This is a genomic window from Singulisphaera acidiphila DSM 18658, from assembly GCF_000242455.2.
Classification (GTDB): Bacteria; Planctomycetota; Planctomycetia; order Isosphaerales; family Isosphaeraceae; genus Singulisphaera; species Singulisphaera acidiphila.
Genome location: NC_019892.1, coordinates 6915269 through 6931965, shown reverse-complemented (window position 1 = coordinate 6931965; position 16697 = coordinate 6915269). Strand labels below are relative to the sequence as shown.

Annotated in this window: 11 protein-coding genes and 3 tRNA genes; 3 read left to right on the top strand and 11 right to left on the bottom strand. The window is 61.4% G+C overall.

Going from position 1 to position 16697, the window contains the following annotated elements:
* Positions 1-403 precede the first annotated feature (403 nt).
* Both SINAC_RS27205 and SINAC_RS27200 read left to right on the top strand, forming a co-directional pair.
* Complete coding sequence (locus tag SINAC_RS27205; RefSeq protein ID WP_015248783.1) at positions 404-826, top strand: response regulator transcription factor; 423 nt, start codon at positions 404-406, stop codon at positions 824-826.
* 141 nt (positions 827-967) lie between these two features.
* Complete coding sequence (locus SINAC_RS27200) at positions 968-1495, top strand: hypothetical protein (RefSeq protein ID WP_015248782.1); 528 nt, start codon at positions 968-970, stop codon at positions 1493-1495.
* A gap of 394 nt (positions 1496-1889) precedes the next feature.
* Here the strand turns inward: SINAC_RS27200 and SINAC_RS27195 are convergent.
* Positions 1890-1963: transfer RNA gene (locus tag SINAC_RS27195), tRNA-Ile, on the bottom strand.
* A 181-nt stretch (positions 1964-2144) separates the two neighbouring features.
* A tRNA-Ile gene (locus tag SINAC_RS27190) sits at positions 2145-2218 on the bottom strand.
* Between the two features lie 454 nt (positions 2219-2672).
* On the opposite strand from SINAC_RS27190, the gene SINAC_RS27185 reads away from it, so the two are divergent.
* Positions 2673-2745: transfer RNA gene (locus SINAC_RS27185), tRNA-Phe, on the top strand.
* Between the two features lie 123 nt (positions 2746-2868).
* On the opposite strand, the gene SINAC_RS27180 is transcribed toward SINAC_RS27185, so the two are convergent.
* From SINAC_RS27180 to SINAC_RS27140, 9 genes are all read right to left on the bottom strand, one after another.
* Positions 2869-3606 carry a response regulator gene (locus SINAC_RS27180; protein ID WP_015248781.1) on the bottom strand — a complete coding sequence of 246 codons (738 nt, stop codon included), beginning with the start codon at positions 3604-3606 and terminating at the stop codon, positions 2869-2871.
* Complete coding sequence (locus SINAC_RS27175) at positions 3603-5474, bottom strand: HAMP domain-containing sensor histidine kinase (RefSeq protein ID WP_015248780.1); 1872 nt, start codon at positions 5472-5474, stop codon at positions 3603-3605. Before SINAC_RS27175 ends, SINAC_RS27180 begins: the two co-directional genes overlap by 4 nt.
* An 80-nt stretch (positions 5475-5554) precedes the next feature.
* On the bottom strand, positions 5555-6688 hold the full coding sequence (locus SINAC_RS27170; RefSeq protein ID WP_015248779.1) for a sensor protein KdpD: 1134 nt from the start codon (positions 6686-6688) through the stop codon (positions 5555-5557).
* Positions 6689-6786: 98 nt separating this feature from the next.
* Positions 6787-7359, bottom strand: coding sequence for a potassium-transporting ATPase subunit KdpC (kdpC, locus tag SINAC_RS27165; RefSeq protein ID WP_015248778.1), 573 nt, complete (start codon positions 7357-7359; stop codon positions 6787-6789).
* Positions 7360-7430: 71 nt separating this feature from the next.
* Positions 7431-9569: a potassium-transporting ATPase subunit KdpB gene (kdpB, locus tag SINAC_RS27160; RefSeq protein ID WP_015248777.1), complete on the bottom strand. Its 2139-nt coding sequence runs from the start codon at positions 9567-9569 to the stop codon at positions 7431-7433.
* A gap of 113 nt (positions 9570-9682) precedes the next feature.
* Positions 9683-11425 (bottom strand): potassium-transporting ATPase subunit KdpA, encoded by a 1743-nt coding sequence (gene kdpA / locus SINAC_RS27155; RefSeq protein ID WP_015248776.1) that lies wholly within the window; start codon positions 11423-11425, stop codon positions 9683-9685.
* 1734 nt (positions 11426-13159) lie between these two features.
* Positions 13160-14695, bottom strand: a complete 1536-nt coding sequence (locus tag SINAC_RS27150) for a hypothetical protein (RefSeq protein WP_015248775.1) — start codon at positions 14693-14695, stop codon at positions 13160-13162.
* Positions 14692-15663 carry a glycosyltransferase family 2 protein gene (locus SINAC_RS27145; RefSeq protein WP_015248774.1) on the bottom strand — a complete coding sequence of 324 codons (972 nt, stop codon included), beginning with the start codon at positions 15661-15663 and terminating at the stop codon, positions 14692-14694. Before SINAC_RS27145 ends, SINAC_RS27150 begins: the two co-directional genes overlap by 4 nt.
* On the bottom strand, positions 15660-16685 hold the full coding sequence (locus SINAC_RS27140) for a lysylphosphatidylglycerol synthase domain-containing protein (RefSeq protein WP_015248773.1): 1026 nt from the start codon (positions 16683-16685) through the stop codon (positions 15660-15662). Before SINAC_RS27140 ends, SINAC_RS27145 begins: the two co-directional genes overlap by 4 nt.
* Positions 16686-16697: the final 12 nt, after the last annotated feature.

Genomic DNA, 16697 nt, shown 5'->3' with positions numbered 1-16697 from the left:
GGTTGTTCCGGATCGGACCGCTCTGGGGAATCATCGGCCTGAATATTTCCAAGCACATCATCGTCGCCTTTCTCTGCCAAATTCTTGGCGTCGACAGGCCGCAGAGCCGGGACCTTTCGCAAGCTTCTGCCCAACGTCCCACACAAGCCACCGCTCGTTAATTTCGCCGTGCCCATGGGGTTGCGGCCTGGAGCGACATGACCGATCGCCTTCGTCCGGGTGCGCGAGGCTTCGAGGGTCATGGACTTGGATTGCCACCAGGTTCCCAAGCGGACCCGGTTCAAGCGGCATTTTCGTGTGGGCGCGAATCGAGCGTCCGGCTACGATGCCTTTCGTTCGACACCGGAACGGTCGCAACGTTGATGGTGTCCCTGTCTCGATGGATCGTCACGGGGAGAGAACGATGGGTGCGAACGGACCTTGTACGCTACTCTTAGTCGAGGATGAGTCCCGGCTCCGCAACTTGGTCGCCCAGGTCCTCAAATGCGAGGGATACGGCGTGGTCGAGGCGGCTGACGGGCGTGAGGGTGTTGAACGCTTCCACGATTCGGGGCCGTTTGACCTTCTCCTCGTGGATCTGAACTTACCCGTCTTTTCCGGCGTGGAAGTTTGTCGCCAGGTGCGGGCGAGCGATCCCGATCAGCGGATCATGATCTGCAGCGCGGCCATCCTGGCCGATCATGAACGCGACCTCTCACTGCTGGGCATCGGCCACTTTCTCACAAAACCCTACCGCGCCGAAGACTTGCTGGCGCACATCGCTTTCGAGTTGGCTCCCCGGGGCCGAGAGCTTGCGACCGCCCCGTTCAAAACGAGAGCGCTCTGACCGACCGACGAAGTCGACGAACCGGTCCGGTCGCTAGCCAAGATTCGGCGTTTCGATTAATATGCGAGTTAGGAAAGCCTCCGCGGAACCGCGGAGGAATTTGGCAAATCTTGAACCTGAGCCATCTCGAAGGACGGTTTCATGGCTGGGAAACCGCTGAATCGTCTCGAACTTCGTCGACAGAACGATGCGGCCGAACCGCTCGATCCGATGGAGGACGAGTCGGATGATCTGAGCGAAGACCTTGATGATGATGATACTGAAGTTCGCAAGGTCAAGAAGAAGCCCAAAGCTGCGGCCAAGTCCAAGGCGAAAGCGACCAAGGCAGCCAAGCCCACCGCGCGGATGCGGATCGTTTGGGTCGTCACCAACGACGCCTTCAAACCCGTGGGCACATTCGAATATTCTCAGCGAGAGGCCGCCGAGGCCCGCGCAGCCGAGTTGACCGCCAAAGGCAAAGGCACCCACTTCATCCAGAAGGTCAAGGAGCCGATGCCCGACAACGCCCCCGGCCTGGGCGCGGCCATTCCCCGACCGGCCCCCCCTGCCCCAACCACGGTGAAGGCAGCGGCGGCTGAGATCGAGGATGAGGAAGAAATTGACGACGAGGACGAGGGCGACGTCGACGTGGATGACGACGGTGACGCAGAGGTCGAAGACGACGAGTGAGCAAGAGCGGCGCAGTCGCAACTCGACGCGAACCTCAATCCTTTCAGCAGTCGCATTGTCTCGCCCGGCTCCTTGGGGAAACCGCTTCCCCAGAATACGGGGCCTTTTACCGGCGCAAATCGAATCGAGTCGGAGCTGTTCAAGCCACCACTTGAACAGCTCCTGCCCGTTCCAGCTTCGGTGAATGGAATCCAAGCGCCCAAAGACAGACGATGGGCCCCGTCTCCAACAAACGCTCCAGCCCACGACAGCTCTGGTCCAACAGACCTTTCGAGCTAGCGATGCAATGAGCAGCGCACAAAAAAAACGGCCTCAGAATGTCTCGTCAAAGACATTCTGAGGCCGGTGATTCCGAAAAACCGCAGAACGGCACGTAAGCAATACCGTTCTTCAATGGACACACCAGGATTCGAACCTGGGACCTCACCCTTATCAGGGGTGCGCTCTAGCCAACTGAGCTATGCGTCCGTCGAGCTCCGACTGTGGAGCAGATTGCACCGGTTAGGCGTCCGATGAATCAAACAAGGCACTGATAACGAAGCAAAAGGCTTGGATCAAGCTGGCCTCGGGGTGACTCATGAAAGTCACCCCGAGGCCAGCGATCTTTCGACGCTTATCTACCCGCACCGCAATCGGTGCAGATCATTAATGGGCGCACCATGACTCGAACATGGGACCTCACCCTTATCAGGGGTGCGCTCTAGCCAACTGAGCTATGCGCCCGTTAACCGTCGACTGCGGAGGCTATTCTAATCGGCGAGGCGACAGAGTCAACTAGCTACCGCCGAAATCGTGGATCTCTTCGTTTCGATACGGGAACCACAAGGGGCCATGATAAAACCCAAGCCTATGGGAATCAGCCCCCGGTCATGATGACCGGGGGCGGGGATGTCACGACGATCCTTATTTGGAGACACACCTTCCTCCGACCGTGACAGCGACCCGGCCCCTGCTCCGCCGACCCATGAAAAAGAGCCAGAACTCCCGGGCGACCCTTGACATGGCTGCCACCTCACGGTATTGTAATACTCGTTCATGACGCGGGCAGAATTGCTCACCGAATGATACGATGATCCAAGAAAGCCTCGACCCGAAATGCCCTGGAATGTGACGCTGCTACGTCACAATCACTTGACAGGCAAACGATCTCAGGGTATAGTTCTTGGCGTCAGTTGCGGGTCAGGTAGCTCAGTTGGTAGAGCATCGGACTGAAAATCCGAGTGTCGGGAGTTCAACTCTCCCCCTGACCACTCTTGCAAATGAATCAAGCTCTCTGCTCCATTCCCACCTTCTCTCTCCTTCATTTTCCCTGCAAACTGATTACCACAAGATCCTTCTTGCAGTTCAATCCTTTCTCCTCGTTGATTGACTTCTCAACCTTCTTCGGTCGTATCTCCTTTATCAAGGAGCAGATCGCTCCGACCGAACGTAAACCGCTCGTAGTAGCGAGTCAAATTGTGCTTGGCAGGCCCGTAGTGTCGATCGGCTTTGAGGGCGGCCTTGTACTCACGGTAGGAGGCGTCGTGCTCGTTTCGACACTCGTGAAGCACCCCCATGAGGTTGTGGGTTTCGGCCGAGTTCGGGTTGAGTGCGATGGCTTGCTTGAGGAAGACCTCTGCCTCATCGAAAGCACAACGGTTTAGAGCCCGCTTGGCCCTCCTGAGGTCATCGGCGAACTGTGAGGCGGCCGTGACCGGTTCCGGAACGGCTGGGGGGGATTCCGCCACGTGTTTGCGATCGGCCTGCCGCTCGATCACATCGGCGACCGTGGCGCGGAGTTTGTCCGGGGTTAGCGGCTTGGTCAGAAAGTCGATCGCCCCCAGTTTCATCGCCTGAACGGCGTTCGGCACGTTGCCGTGCGCCGTCACAATGACGATTGGCGTGTCGTCGCCCGATTCTCGAAGTCGTTGAAGGACCTCCATGCCGTCCATGCCGGGCATGTGGAGATCGAGAAGGATGACGTCGGCCTTCCCGCCTGCCAACCAATCCAGGGCCGACGCGCCGTCTTCCGCCATCGTCACTTGATAGCCCGACGAGGCCAAAGCCGTCCGGAACATCAGACGGACGTTGGGTTCGTCATCCACGATCAAAATGTTTGCAGGCTTGCTCATGATACCGCCTTCGAATGGTCCGAAAGGCCGAACTTTCGCGGGTCGGCCGGCAGCGTGAAGGTAAAGGTTGTCCCCAAGCCGGGGCGGCTGGATGCCGTGATCTGGCCGCCGTGAGCGACGATGATTTCTTGAACAATGGACAAGCCCAGCCCGGTGCCCTCGCGATGCCGCGTCCCAGGCACTCGGTAAAACTTTTCGAAGATTCGCGAGAGCTGCTCAGGGGCAATCCCCTCTCCCGTATCCTCCACCGTGAAGTGGACCATGTCCTCGCCCGTCCGGGCCGTGAGTCGGATCCGACCACCTCGGTCGGTATACTGCAACGCGTTGTCGATCAGGTTGTCGAAGACATGCTCCATCCTCTCTCGGTCGGCCAGAACCAGGGGAAGATCGCTGTCCCCATCGATTTCGAGGACGATCCCCGCATCGCGCAGCTTCGATGAGGATCGCTCAGCAGCCTCGGCCACCAGCTCGTCCGCCTTGACCGGGCTGAGGTTGAGCTTGAGGCGGCCTTGCTCGATCCGGGTGAGGTCGAGGAGATCATCGACCATCGCCAGGAGCCGATCCGAATCCTGACGAGCCGCCACGAGCAACTCGACTTGCTTGGAAGTCAAAGGGCCGACGACCTCTTCGAGCAGAAGGTGGATCGCCATCTGGACGGAGGTCAGCGGCGTCTTCAACTCGTGGCTGACGGTGGAAACCATGTCGCTCTTGAGCTGGTCGACCAGGCGAAACTTGGTCACGTCGGAAAGGACCAGGGCCGCCCCGAGCGACTCGTCCTGGTCGCCACGGATCGGCAGTACGCGAGGCAGGTAATAGCGTTCATGGCCGTCGTCGCGAAAGATGACGGCGTGCTCCAACCCGCTCGAGACATCCCCATTGCGGCCATCAAGGACCTCGGCCAGCGCCGCCTTGAGTTGGCTCGGCGGCGTCCAGGGGATCGAACTTTCCGGCTCTGAGGGGATGACCCCAAGGAGCCTACGCGCGGCGGGGTTGGCTCGTTCGACCACGCCGTCGGTGTCGACCACGACCACCGGGTCCGGAAACGAGTCGATGGTCGCTTGCGCTGTCTTTTGAGCCCGCAAGAGGCGAGCGGTCCCGGCCTGGCGGAATTCGCGGATGGTTCTTGCCATTGTATTGAACGCCTGTGCCAGCTCGCCCAATTCATCACGCGTCGTCGCCGGAACCACCTGATCCAGATTGCCACGCGCCAGGCCGCGAGCCCCGATCGTCACGGCTCGGATCGGCTCGAGAATCGACCGGCTGAGCTGGAGTGCGATGAGGGCCGCGATCGCCGCTGAGCCAAGCAGGGCCGCAATCATCACTTGCTTCGACCGTGCCGCAGCCTCGCGCGCCTTGACGCTCTCACGCAACATCGACGACTGGTTGATCTCGAGCACTTGGTCGGCCACGTTCTTGATCGCGGTGAACGTGCGAAAGAGTTCGGCAAAATAAAATTCGGAGCGGCGTTCGGGCGGCTCCATCGGCAACGCGTAAAACGTCTCGCTCTGCTTGAGATAAGTCTCATAAAGCGCGGCGAGCCGGTCGGCCAACTCTTGCTCGCCCTTCAGCGTGACGTTGCTCCGCTCCTTCTCGAGGTTCTTCTGAAGCATTGACTGATATTCACGAAACTGACTCTGGGCCCGTTGATCTCGACCGCTGAGCGCGAAGAGAGTCGCGGAGTCCATTCGTTCCAAGGCCTCCTTCATCCCTTCGGCGGCGAGTACACTGTCGTAGTTCTCTCGAAGAATGACGTCGATCCGCCCACCGAGGTGATCGAGCATGACGATGGCCCACAACCCCAAACCGATCATGATCGCCACGAGCGGCGTCAATCCCACGAGCAGCTTGGTACGAAGCGTCCTGAACATACAATCCTTCATTCAGTCGTTGGGGTGCGCACGGGAGGGAATGGACCCCACACGGGGAACACGAAGACGCAGGATTCCGTTCAGACATCCACGACCATCACATCCACACCCTCGGACTGATTCAGGATCTGCTCCAAAATGGATCCACGCAAGAGGCGACGGTGCCAGGGCTGATTGGTTTTGCCCACGATGATCACTTTGATACCGTACTCGTGCGCGAAGGCCGAGATCGTGCTGGCCACATCCTTGCCGCGGAACGTCATCGGGATGCCGCCCAATTGCTGGGCCAGCTCGAGGTTCTTGCCCAGGACGCGCTGGGTGGCGGCGTCGATCCGGGTGAGGTCCTCGGCCGGGGTCTGGATGTAGACGGCGTACCAAGGGGCGTTGAGCCGGTCGGCCAATCGCGCGGCCTTGCGCATCAGGGCGGGGGCGTTGGGGCTTCGGCTCGACATGCCCACCATCACCCGCTCCGTCGCCGACGCCTGGGAGCGATCGGCCTCGGTCCGGCGAGTCCGGCGGTCGATCAGGTGGGCCATTTCCGCCAGCGTGAACTCGCGGAGCCGTGTCAGGTTGGCCGAGGTGAAAAAGTTCTCAAGCGCCCGTTCGGCACGCTCTGGCGGGTAGACCTTGCCGGCATTGAGCCGTTCCAGGAGATCCTCGGCCGAGATGTCGACGTTGACGATCTGGTCGGCCTCGCCCAGGACGCTATCCGGCAAGCGTTCCTTGACTTTGACGCCGGTGACACGCTCCACCTCGTCGTAGAGGCTCTCCAGATGCTGGATGTTGACCGTGGTGATCACGTGGATCCCGACGCGGAGCAACTCCTCGACATCCTGGTAGCGTTTGCCATGCCGGCTGCCCGGCGCATTGGTATGCGCCAATTCGTCGACGAGGCAGACGGTCGGCCGTCGCGCCAGGATGCCGTCGAGGTCCATCTCGCGCAAGGTCACACCGCGGTATTCGATCACCACGGGTGGAATGATTTCGAGGTCGCCCAGTTGCTCCGCCGTTTCGACGCGGCCATGGGTCTCGACGATGCCGATGGCGACATCGACGCCTTGTTTCTTGAGCCGCTGCCCCTCGCGGAGCATGGAGTAAGTCTTGCCGACGCCAGCCGCCGAGCCGAGGTAGACCTTGAGCCGACCCCGCTCCTGGCGGCGAATCAAATTGAGGAAGTGCTCAGGGCTAGGACGGCCCGGTTCGAGCGTGGACATAAAGCTTGAATCCCGCTGGACGCCGATCGTGGGTGGGAATCCTGCGTCGCCTCGGTGGGCCGCCCACCAAGAGCCGATCCTCAACAAAACTCGCTGAATCAACGATTCGGCGCGGTCGTCTCGGCAGCATCCAAAGCGAGATTGAGCTGAAGGACGTTGATCCGTGGTGGCGCACCGATCATGGCCCCGGACCGGACCGTCTGCTTGTCGATCAGATCGCGGACGCGCTCGACGGAGAGTCCCCGCGCTCCGGCCACGCGGGCCGCCTGATATTGCGCCGCCTCGAGGCTGATGTCCGGGTCCAAACCTCCACCCGAGGCCGACACCAGGTCCGTCGGGGCCGGGTTCTCTTCATTGGCATTGAGGGCTTTGGCGCGCTCGGCGACCTTCGCACGCAGGTCAGGGTTTTTGGTCCCCAGGTTCGAACCGCCCGCTGCGTCGCCTTTATAGTCGACCGCCGAGGGGCGGGGATGCACGTATTTGTCGGAGACGAACGGCTGGGCGATCAGCTCCGACCCGATCACTTTGCCGTCGCGTTCGATCAGGCTCCCCCCCGCCTGGTGAGGGAAGGCGAGCCACGCCACACCCCAGACGGCCGCCGGGTAGGCGACCGAGCAGAGAGCGAAGGTCACAAGGCAGGCGGCCAAGGCATTCAGAATCTCGCGGAACATCGGGTTTCCATCCTCTTACTTGTCTTGAACTTAGGCATTTGTTGGCATCGACTGCGAAGTCTCGCTCCGGTTCAGGCAATTCCGACGACAGCCAGCAAGGGGTCGATCATGACGTCGATCAGCTTGATACCGATGAAGGGTGCAATCACGCCGCCCAAGCCGTAGTAAAGCAGGTTGCCACGGAGCAGAGCGGCGGCGCCGACCGGGCGATAGGTCACCCCCTTGAGTGCGATCGGGATCAGGAGCGGAATGATGATCGCATTGAAGATGACCGCCGCGAGGATCGCCGAATACGTCCCGCCCTTGGTGGCCAGCCCCATGACGTCAAGGACTTTAAGCTGAGGGAGCGTGGCAATGAACATCGCTGGGATGACGGCGAAGTACTTCGCCAGGTCGTTGGCGATCGAGAACGTGGTCAAAGCCCCTCGCGTCATCAGAAGTTGCTTGCCGATCTCGACGACCTCGATGAGTTTGGTGGGGTCGCTATCGAGGTCGACCATATTGCCGGCCTCCTTGGCGGCCTGGGTCCCCGAGTTCATCGCCACCCCGATGTCCGCCTGGGCCAGTGCGGGGGCGTCGTTGGTACCGTCGCCCATCATGGCGACGAGCTTGCCCCCATGCTGTTCGTTGCGGATGTAGGCGAGCTTGGCCTCGGGAGTGGCCTGGGCAATGTAGTCGTCGACCCCTGCCTCCTCCGCGATCGCCTTGGCGGTCAGCGGGTTGTCGCCGGTGACCATGACCACGCGTAAGCCCATCTGTCGGAGCCGGGCAAACCGCTCGTGAATGCCGGGCTTAAGAATATCTTCAAGCTTGACGACACCGACGATTCGATCGTCCTCGGCAACGGCCAAGGGGGTTGCGCCACTGGAAGCGATCGCATCGACGGTGCGTTGATAGCCGTCGGGGATCTCCCCCCCTTGGTCGCAGACGTATTTGGCCACGGTGTCGGGAGCCCCCTTGCGGAGCCGCGACCCACCGGCGAGGTCGACACCACTCATCCGGGTCTGGGCCGTGAAGTCGACGAACGAGGCACCGGCCGGTGCTTCGCCATCGATGGCGGCCTGCTGCCGCGCGAGTTCGAGGATGCTCTTTCCTTCGGGGGTCAGGTCGGCCATTGAGGACAGGCCGCCGATCCGGGCCACGTCGCGGGCCGACGCCCCCCCCAGAGCGACGAACTGGGTCGCCTTGCGATTGCCGATGGTGATCGTCCCCGTCTTGTCCAGGAGGAGCGTATCGATGTCGCCCGCCAGCTCGACCGCCTTCCCGCTCTTGGCGATGATGTTGGCCTCCAGAGCGCGATCCATGCCGGCGATGCCGATCGCCGCCAGCAAGGCGCCGATTGTGGTCGGGATCAGGCAGACTAAGAGCGCGATCAGAGTCGGAATGTCGAGCGTCAGGTCGAAATAACGTGCCATCGGATAGAGCGTGGCGGTCACGATCAGGAAGATCAAAGAGAAGGCGGCCAGCACGATCGTCAGCGCAATCTCATTGGGCGACTTCTGACGAGTTGCCCCCTCGACCAGGGCGATCATCCGGTCGAGGAAACTCTGACCGGGGTCGGACGTGATCTCGATGACGATTCGGTCGGAGAGAACGCGGGTGCCACCGGTGACTCCCGAGTGGTCGCCCCCCGCTTCGCGAATGACCGGGGCGCTCTCGCCGGTGATCGCCGACTCGTCGACCGAAGCCACGCCTTCGACGACCTCGCCGTCGGCGGGGATGACCTGACCGGCTTCGACCACGATGTAATCGCCGGTCCGAAGCTGCGTCGAGGAGACGATCCGGCCGGTGTGTGAGTCGCGTCCGTCCAGACGATAGGCCGGTGTATCCTTGCGGGTGGCCCGCAAACTATCCGCCTGCGCCTTGCCGCGGGCCTCGGCCAACGCCTCAGCGAAGTTGGCGAAGAGCACTGTCAGCAAGAGCAGCACGGTGAGCGCCGCCTGGTAGACGATCAGGCCGAAGGGGGCACCGTGCGCGATGGAAAGCAGGGTGGCGATCGCCGTCAGGACCGTGCCGACTTCGACCAGGAACATGACCGGGTTCCGCATCATGTTCCGCGGGTCGAGCATGATGAACGACTGCCGGGTCGCCATCCGAACCAGGGAGGGCTCGAACAGGCGGAGTCGCCGCGCATGGCGGCGCTGAAGCTTAAACGCTTGCGCATCGGAAGTCGCCCGCTGGGGCAAGCCAACCTCGGTCTCTGTGCTCATCGGATTCATTCCTGAACAGGCAAATGTGTGTGCTTAGGGATTTCACGGACAAGCGGACCACGGATCATGTCAAAAGGGATCGGCCAGGGCAGATCCGTTCCCCCTTTGGTTGGTCACTTGGGAACGGCGGCGAGTTGGTCGGCCACCGGCCCCAGGACCACCGCGGGCATGAACGAGAGCGCGCCGACGAGCAGGACGGTCCCCAGGAGCATTCCGGCAAAGGTCAGGTTGTCGACCCGCAAGGTGCCGATCGTCTCGGGCACACGCTTCTTGACGGCGAGCGAACCGGCCAAGGCCAGGGGCAAGATCAAGGCGGGAAACCGGCCCAAGAGCAGGACGACTCCGGTGGCGATGTTCCAGGGAGGATTGTTGTCCCCCAGCCCTTCAAACCCCGAACCGTTGTTGGCAGCCGCCGAGTCGAACTCGTAGAGAATCTCGCTGAAGCCGTGCGAGCCGGGGTTGGCCACCGTCTTGGCCCCCCAATCCGTCGCCGCGAAGAGTCCGGCCCCGGCGCAGATCAGGAGCGGGTGGAACAGGATCGCGATCATCGCCAGCTTGACCTCCTTGGCCTCGACCTTCTTGCCGAGATACTCGGGGGTCCGCCCGACCATCAGGCCGGCGAGGAAGACGGCAACGATGACGTACATCAGCATATTCTCGAACCCAGCGCCGATCCCGCTGAAGACGACGTTGAGCATCATCAACGCCATTGGGACCATGCCGGCGATCGGATTCAAGCTGTCGTGCATGCTATTGACCGAACCGTTGGAGGTCGCGGTCGTGATCGCGGCCCAGGTGGCCGCCGCCACCGGCCCCAGCCTCACCTCTTTGCCCTCCATGTTCGGCCCGCGCACCACCGGGAGTCCCTGAGTGGCCGCGCTCGGGTAGGATTCGGCCCAGACCGCCACGACCAACCCGGAGAAGAGCAACAAGAGCATGACGCTGAAGATGACGACCGCGTGCCGCATGTTCTTGAGCATGAGCCCAGCCATGATAAGCGAGGCCATCGGCAGCACGATGATCGAGACGACCCCTAGCATGTTGCTCCAAGGCGTCGGGTTCTCGAAGGGATGGGTCGAGTTGGGCCCGAAGAATCCACCGCCGTTGGTCCCGGATTGCTTGATCGCCACCAAGGCCGCCACCGGCCCGCGGGCGATCGTCTGCGTTTCCATCTTGGTGGCCAGACCGTCAAGAGTCGTCGCCTGAGCGGCCGGCTGGAACGTCATCGGCACGCCACTGCCGACCAGCAGGATGGCCACGAGAAAGCAGTAGGGCATGAAAACGTAAACCAGGCTCCGCATCAGGTCGGCGTAGAAGTCGCCCAGGTGCGAGTCTCCCCGAAGGCCACGGAGGGTCGCCAGCATGACGGCGAGGCCGGCCGCCGGAGTGACGAACATCAGCCAGACGATGCAGGCGAGCTGGCTGAAGTAGGACAGGTTCTGCTCGCCCGCGTAGTGCTGGAGGTTCGTGTTGGTCACGAACGAGCAGACGGTGTTGAAAACGACCGCGGTATCCGCCCCCGGGTGATCGACGCCCGCGGTGTCCTTATAACCGAGTGCGCCGAGCGAGCCTTTGCCATCGGGGTTCAACGGCATCCGTGGCTGGGCATAGAGCAAGCCGAAAGTCAGGATAAAGAGCGCAAGGTTGAAGACGATAAACGCGACGGCATATTTTTTCCAGTCCATGCGGGCCGGCTCACGACGTCCGATCAGACGGCAGAGAAACATCGGCAGCGCATCAAGGCCGCGACCAGCGCGGTCGGTCGGCACGTCCAGCGTGCGAAACATGGACCAACCGATCGGGAGCGAAGCCGCGATCGGCAGGAGGAACGCCCAGAACGGGTGAATCCAGAGCATCGAGGATCCCACGGGTCAAGTCTCCGATCGTGAATGCAGAATCAGAAGGATTCGGGCCGGAGCATGGCGAACACCAGGTACACCAAAGCCATCACGGTCAGAAATGCGGTTAGGTAAAGCACGGATCCGTCTCCGAAGTCGTTGGGGTCAAAGCCGATCGCAGGCCGCGACCAGACCGAAGAACAGGGCGAAGATCGCCATCCCCAGCGCAAACGTGGCAAAAGCCATGGATTTCCTCATAACAAGGGTTCGTCGTCGCGACTCCGTGGACTCCGGCCTCTCTCTCGTTGGAGAGCATCCGCCGGGGGACGTCACGCCTCGAGAACTAAGCAAATGGCGGTCCATCGCATTGCGATTAGTCTTATCACTTTCAACATAAATGATTTGTAACAAGGTAGCTCGCATCTTCCTGCAAAGCCAACACGGCGTGGATCGTGCATCATGCAAGGCCCGACCTGGCAATCTGCACGATGCTCCCTAACCTTGAAGCGCACGGTCTCATCCGATAGACGAGCTCGCTTGACTCCTTTTTTTCAGTCGAAGGCTAACCGCAACGCAACGATCGCTCACCGATGCGACCGCGTCATCGTGGCGAAGAGCGACTCACTTTTCGGGTCCGGACTCAGACCCTGGACTTCTGGCCTTCGCACCAACAGAGTCCGAGTACCGTCCGCCAGTCAGTCCGAATGTGGGCCACACCCCACAGCCCGCCGAGGAGTTCATACCCAGTCACCATCGGGCCACTTTTCGAAGAATGGCAACCGTGGTTCGTTCCGCAGTCGCAGGCCCAGGGTCGATGTCAGGCGCAAGGCCATGCAAGCCCACACACCGTCCTGGCTGGACGATTGCGTGTAGCAATCAAAAGAAGTGGCATCGGCCGGTTCCCTTTTGAGGAGGAGATCCCCTCCGGCGAAAGGGCCGTGCACGTTGGATAGGCCTGAGATGCCCACAAAGTGGTCGTGTGGCCGGGTTCGGAGAACCGCCGAAACCCGATCAAAACGTCAATCCACGGCTTCGAACAGCGTCAGCTCAAAACGTAAACCGAGTTAGGGATAGCACTTGCAGCCGAAGGCAAACCACAGTCTTTGCGGGCCAGTAATCTCTGGCACTGCGTTTGCGTTGAATGCTTACGACATCGAAAACGACCACGACGGGGAGTCGCTTATCGTCACAACGATTGGTTTTACAGTGAAATCAACAATGATTTTTCTTACGGAATAAACCAACGAACCACCCTAATGGCGACGGCCACATCAGACTCGCGCTGATGCGACTAACCGCCAAGGGGCGAGTGGGTAGCCTCGCACGACCCCTCCCACTCGCCCTTCTCACACCACCTGTCACACCAACGATCCACCCTAATGGTGACGGTACATCAGCCTTGCGCTGATGCGACCAACCGCCAAGGGGCGAGTGGGAGCCTCGCACGACCCCACCCACTCGCCCTTCCCTCACTTCGTGTCATGACACTCTCGTGAGTAGAGTAGGAAATCAGGATAGACAACTTGGCGCACGGATGCAACGGGGTATCGCGCCGGGGCGCTGTTTGTGGCCGAGCCCATTGAACTGGTAGCCGCCTTCACAAACGGTTCGACCTCATCCCTTTCTCGTCACAGGTTCGCCTGCGACCTCGATCTGAGAGAACTGGCCCGAGTCGTGTGCATGCGCTGACAACCGGCTGAAGCGATGGCTTCAAGCCGGTTGCAGGCAAATGCAGGGCGAAGTTCCGTCGAGCTAGCGCTGAAGCGAATACAAATTGAGATGCTCGAGCGCATCCAGGATCCAGGGATGACTCCACGGTGCCCGCATGGCATAGCCAACGGAGAACACCGAGACCAGCAGCGCCGCCAGCGTGAGTACCCGGACCCAGCGCCGCTCCTCTCCTCCCTCGACGCCCTTGGGAAGGAACACGAACCAGAAGGGGATCAGCCAGAACAGCCAGCGCAAGCCCTGAGTCGAACCGCCGTAGTTCCTCGCCTTCGGATTGAACAGATAGACGGCGAAGAGCGAGACGGAGAGCAGCAAGGTCAGCCAGGCGAGGGAGCGAATCGAGCTGCGGGTCCAGAGCGAACGGACCAGGCCAAGGGCCGAGAAGAGAAACAGGGGAGTCAGCGAGAAAACGCCGTGATGGCCAAACGTCATATGGAGCAGATAGACCGAGTACGGTTCGGGATGGACGTTGAACCAATCCATCTCGAGTGGTGTGTTCCAGTAGCTCCCTTCATACTGGTAGCTCTTCGTCCCGAACTCCTCATAGACCGGCTTGAACTGGCCGAAAGCGAGGTACTGCGTCGCCAGGAACGCGATGCAAGGGATCAGGGCCGCCGGAAGGAAGACGAAGAGGGTGCGTCTGGGATGTCGCACCAGGAGCATCAGGAAGAGGAGAATCCCAAAGAGCGCGGCGGGCAGTTCGTTACAGGCCGTGAAGGCGGCGAAGAAGCCGGCCACTGCAAACCAGGTGGCGGAGGGCTCCTCTTGCTCCCAGATCCGAATCAAGGCGTAGATTGCGAAAAAGGCGCTCGAGGCGGCGATCGTGTGATTGTTCAGGGTCTGGTCGAACGCAAAGAGGAACGATCCCCAGGCCGCGCCGAACAGGCAGAGGAACCAGGCCCAGTCGTTGGGCGCGATCCGGTCGAGAAGACGCGCATAGAGGACGAGAAAGATCCAGAGCGGCACCACATTCAAGAGCACGATGAGCGGCTTGAAATAGAAGACGTAGACGGGCCATTTGACCGTCTCCGGGGGGGTCTCGAGCACATGCTCGATCTTGCGAGGCGGTCCCACAACCTCTTTCTCAACCCAGCGCGGCAGTCGTTTCTGCTCCACGACCTTGTCGAGCGGAACCCCAAGCGCATGCCGGATGGGGTAGAGTAAGCCGGCCATCATGGTCGGCAGGAGCGGGGGCTTACTCGAATAGAAGTGATCGACCGGCTCGCCCACCTTCCACGATCGGGGGGCGAATGTGTACTCGACCCGGTTGAGCCAGGAGCTGGTCGGCCCTGGCTTGGCGAGCTTGTCGGGCTTGAGAACCTTGTCCTGGGTCTTGTCCTGCCAGGGGCAGTCATCGATCGCGTAGGTACCCCGTTCCACCAAGCTCCAGACGGTCGACCAGCGCGAGATATCGTTGGCCCCGAGCTGCGTCGGGGATTTCAGAGCCAGGCCGAGCGCCTGGGCGGTGGCCACCGTGATCACGATCAGGGCCACGAACTGTCGGGCCTGAGAGCGAACCGGCGTCGCCTCCATTCCGTCCCCGAACTCAGCCGTCCTCATCGCGGACCCTCTGTTTTCTCGGCACCGGGGCCGTTGCGCGGACCAATTTGTTCGGAAATACTAAACGTATCCTCAGCCCGGATGCTGTACGAGGTGACCAGCTCGGCCAAGATCCCGAGGCAGAAGAACTGCGCTCCCACACCCACCAACGTGCTCGAGTAAACGAGGAGCGGTCGTTGACCGATCGGCCCGTCACCCACGAGCCAGAGGAAAGCGAGATAGGTGAGCCCGATCCCACCCAGCAAGAGGAGGCCCATGCCCATCCCCCCCAGAACATGGAGCGGACGCTGGCTAAACCGGGTGAGAAACCGCACCGTCAGCAGGTCAAGTAGCCCCTTGAGCATTCGCGTCACGCCGTACTTGGAAGATCCAAACTGGCGCGGACGGTGATTCACCTCGATCTCCCCCACGCGAAATCCACGTGCGTGGGCCAGAACGGGGACGAATCGGTGCAGTTCACCATAGATGCCGACTTCGGCCAGTACCTGGTGCCGGTACACCTTGAACCCGCAGTTATGGTCGTGGAGTCGGCAGCCGGTCAGCGAACTGACCATCGCATTGAAAATGCGACTTGGCCCCACCTTGTGCCAAGGATCATAACGACGCCGCTTCCAGCCACTGACGACATCAAGGCCCTGGTCGAGCTTTTCGAGAAAGCGAGGGACCTCGGCCGGGTCGTCCTGAAGGTCGCCATCGAGCGTGAACACGATCTCGCCCCGCGCAGCCTCGAACCCGGCGGTCAGCGCGGCGGCCTTGCCGAAGTTGCGTCGGAAGCGGATGGCGTGGACCCTCGGGTCGACTCCCGACAGCTTGAGGATCACGTCCCAGGTGTTATCGCGGCTTCCGTCGTCAATGAAAAGGAACTCGACGTCGCCGAGCGCCTTGGACTCCACGACCTGGCTCAGCTCTTCGTGGAGAGTGGCCAGGCTCTCGCCTTCGTTATGGACCGGCACGACGAAGCTGATCATGAAACGGGAACCTCGGTCAGGACAACCGCGGGAATTCTCGGGCGAACAAGAGAAAGGACCGCAGCGACAAGGAGCTCACCGATCAACCAAGTCAGCCGTAGGGCAAGTGCGGCAACAACCGCCGTATCGGCTCCGAGAGCAGGCTGGAGTGTCGCCATCAAAAAACCCTCTCTCACTCCCAGCCCCCCTGGCAAGATCGCCACCGCAAATCCAGCCACCGTCGCCAGGGCCACGCTGCCGATGACCAAAGGCCATCGCATGGCAGGGACACCGGCAGGCGTCACCGCGTAGACAACGGCGACCTGGCTGAACCCCAGCAAGATCCAACCCCCGACCGCATAGAGCAAGCCTTCGGCCAAAAGCCGGCGCGAGAACCGGGGAAGGGCGTCGGGGCCGACGCCTTTGAACGGTACACTCACCAGCGCCGAGATCTTAGGGAAGACCTTGGGATCCACCACGATCAAGAGCGCCACCGAAAGCGAGGCGCCGATCAGGACGGGCCACCACTCGAGAGGGGCCACCAGAAATCCCAAGGTAGCGACGATCGCGCCCCCGGCCATCATGACCAGGGTCTCATAGAGCGTCGCAAATGCGGCGGTCGCCGCACGTGCGCCGTACGGCGTCATCAGACCCACCCGCATGACGACCACCAACGCTTTGCCCGGAACATACTTGCCCAGGTGGCTGATCAGGTACGCGCGCACTGCCGGGCCGAGGCGAACCGGGGTTGGACTGGCCTTCATGACCCGATCGAAGAAGACGCCAAAAACGGTCAGCCCCGCCAGGTATAACCCCATGGAGGCGACAATCCAGGCGGGCTCGACCCGCAATGCTCCGCCCTGTTCGTGGAGCCGAGTCCAGGTCAGGCGCACATGCCGGCCGACCGTCCAGAGGACGAGGAGGCCCAGGAGGGTTTTAAGAGCGAGCTTCGTCGATCGCTTCTTTCCCAGCCTGCTGATTGCTTCGAATCGCTGACGGAGCGTCGTCGCGAGTATCGAGGTCCGGCCGGGCGGTTTCATCATCGTGGAGTGACA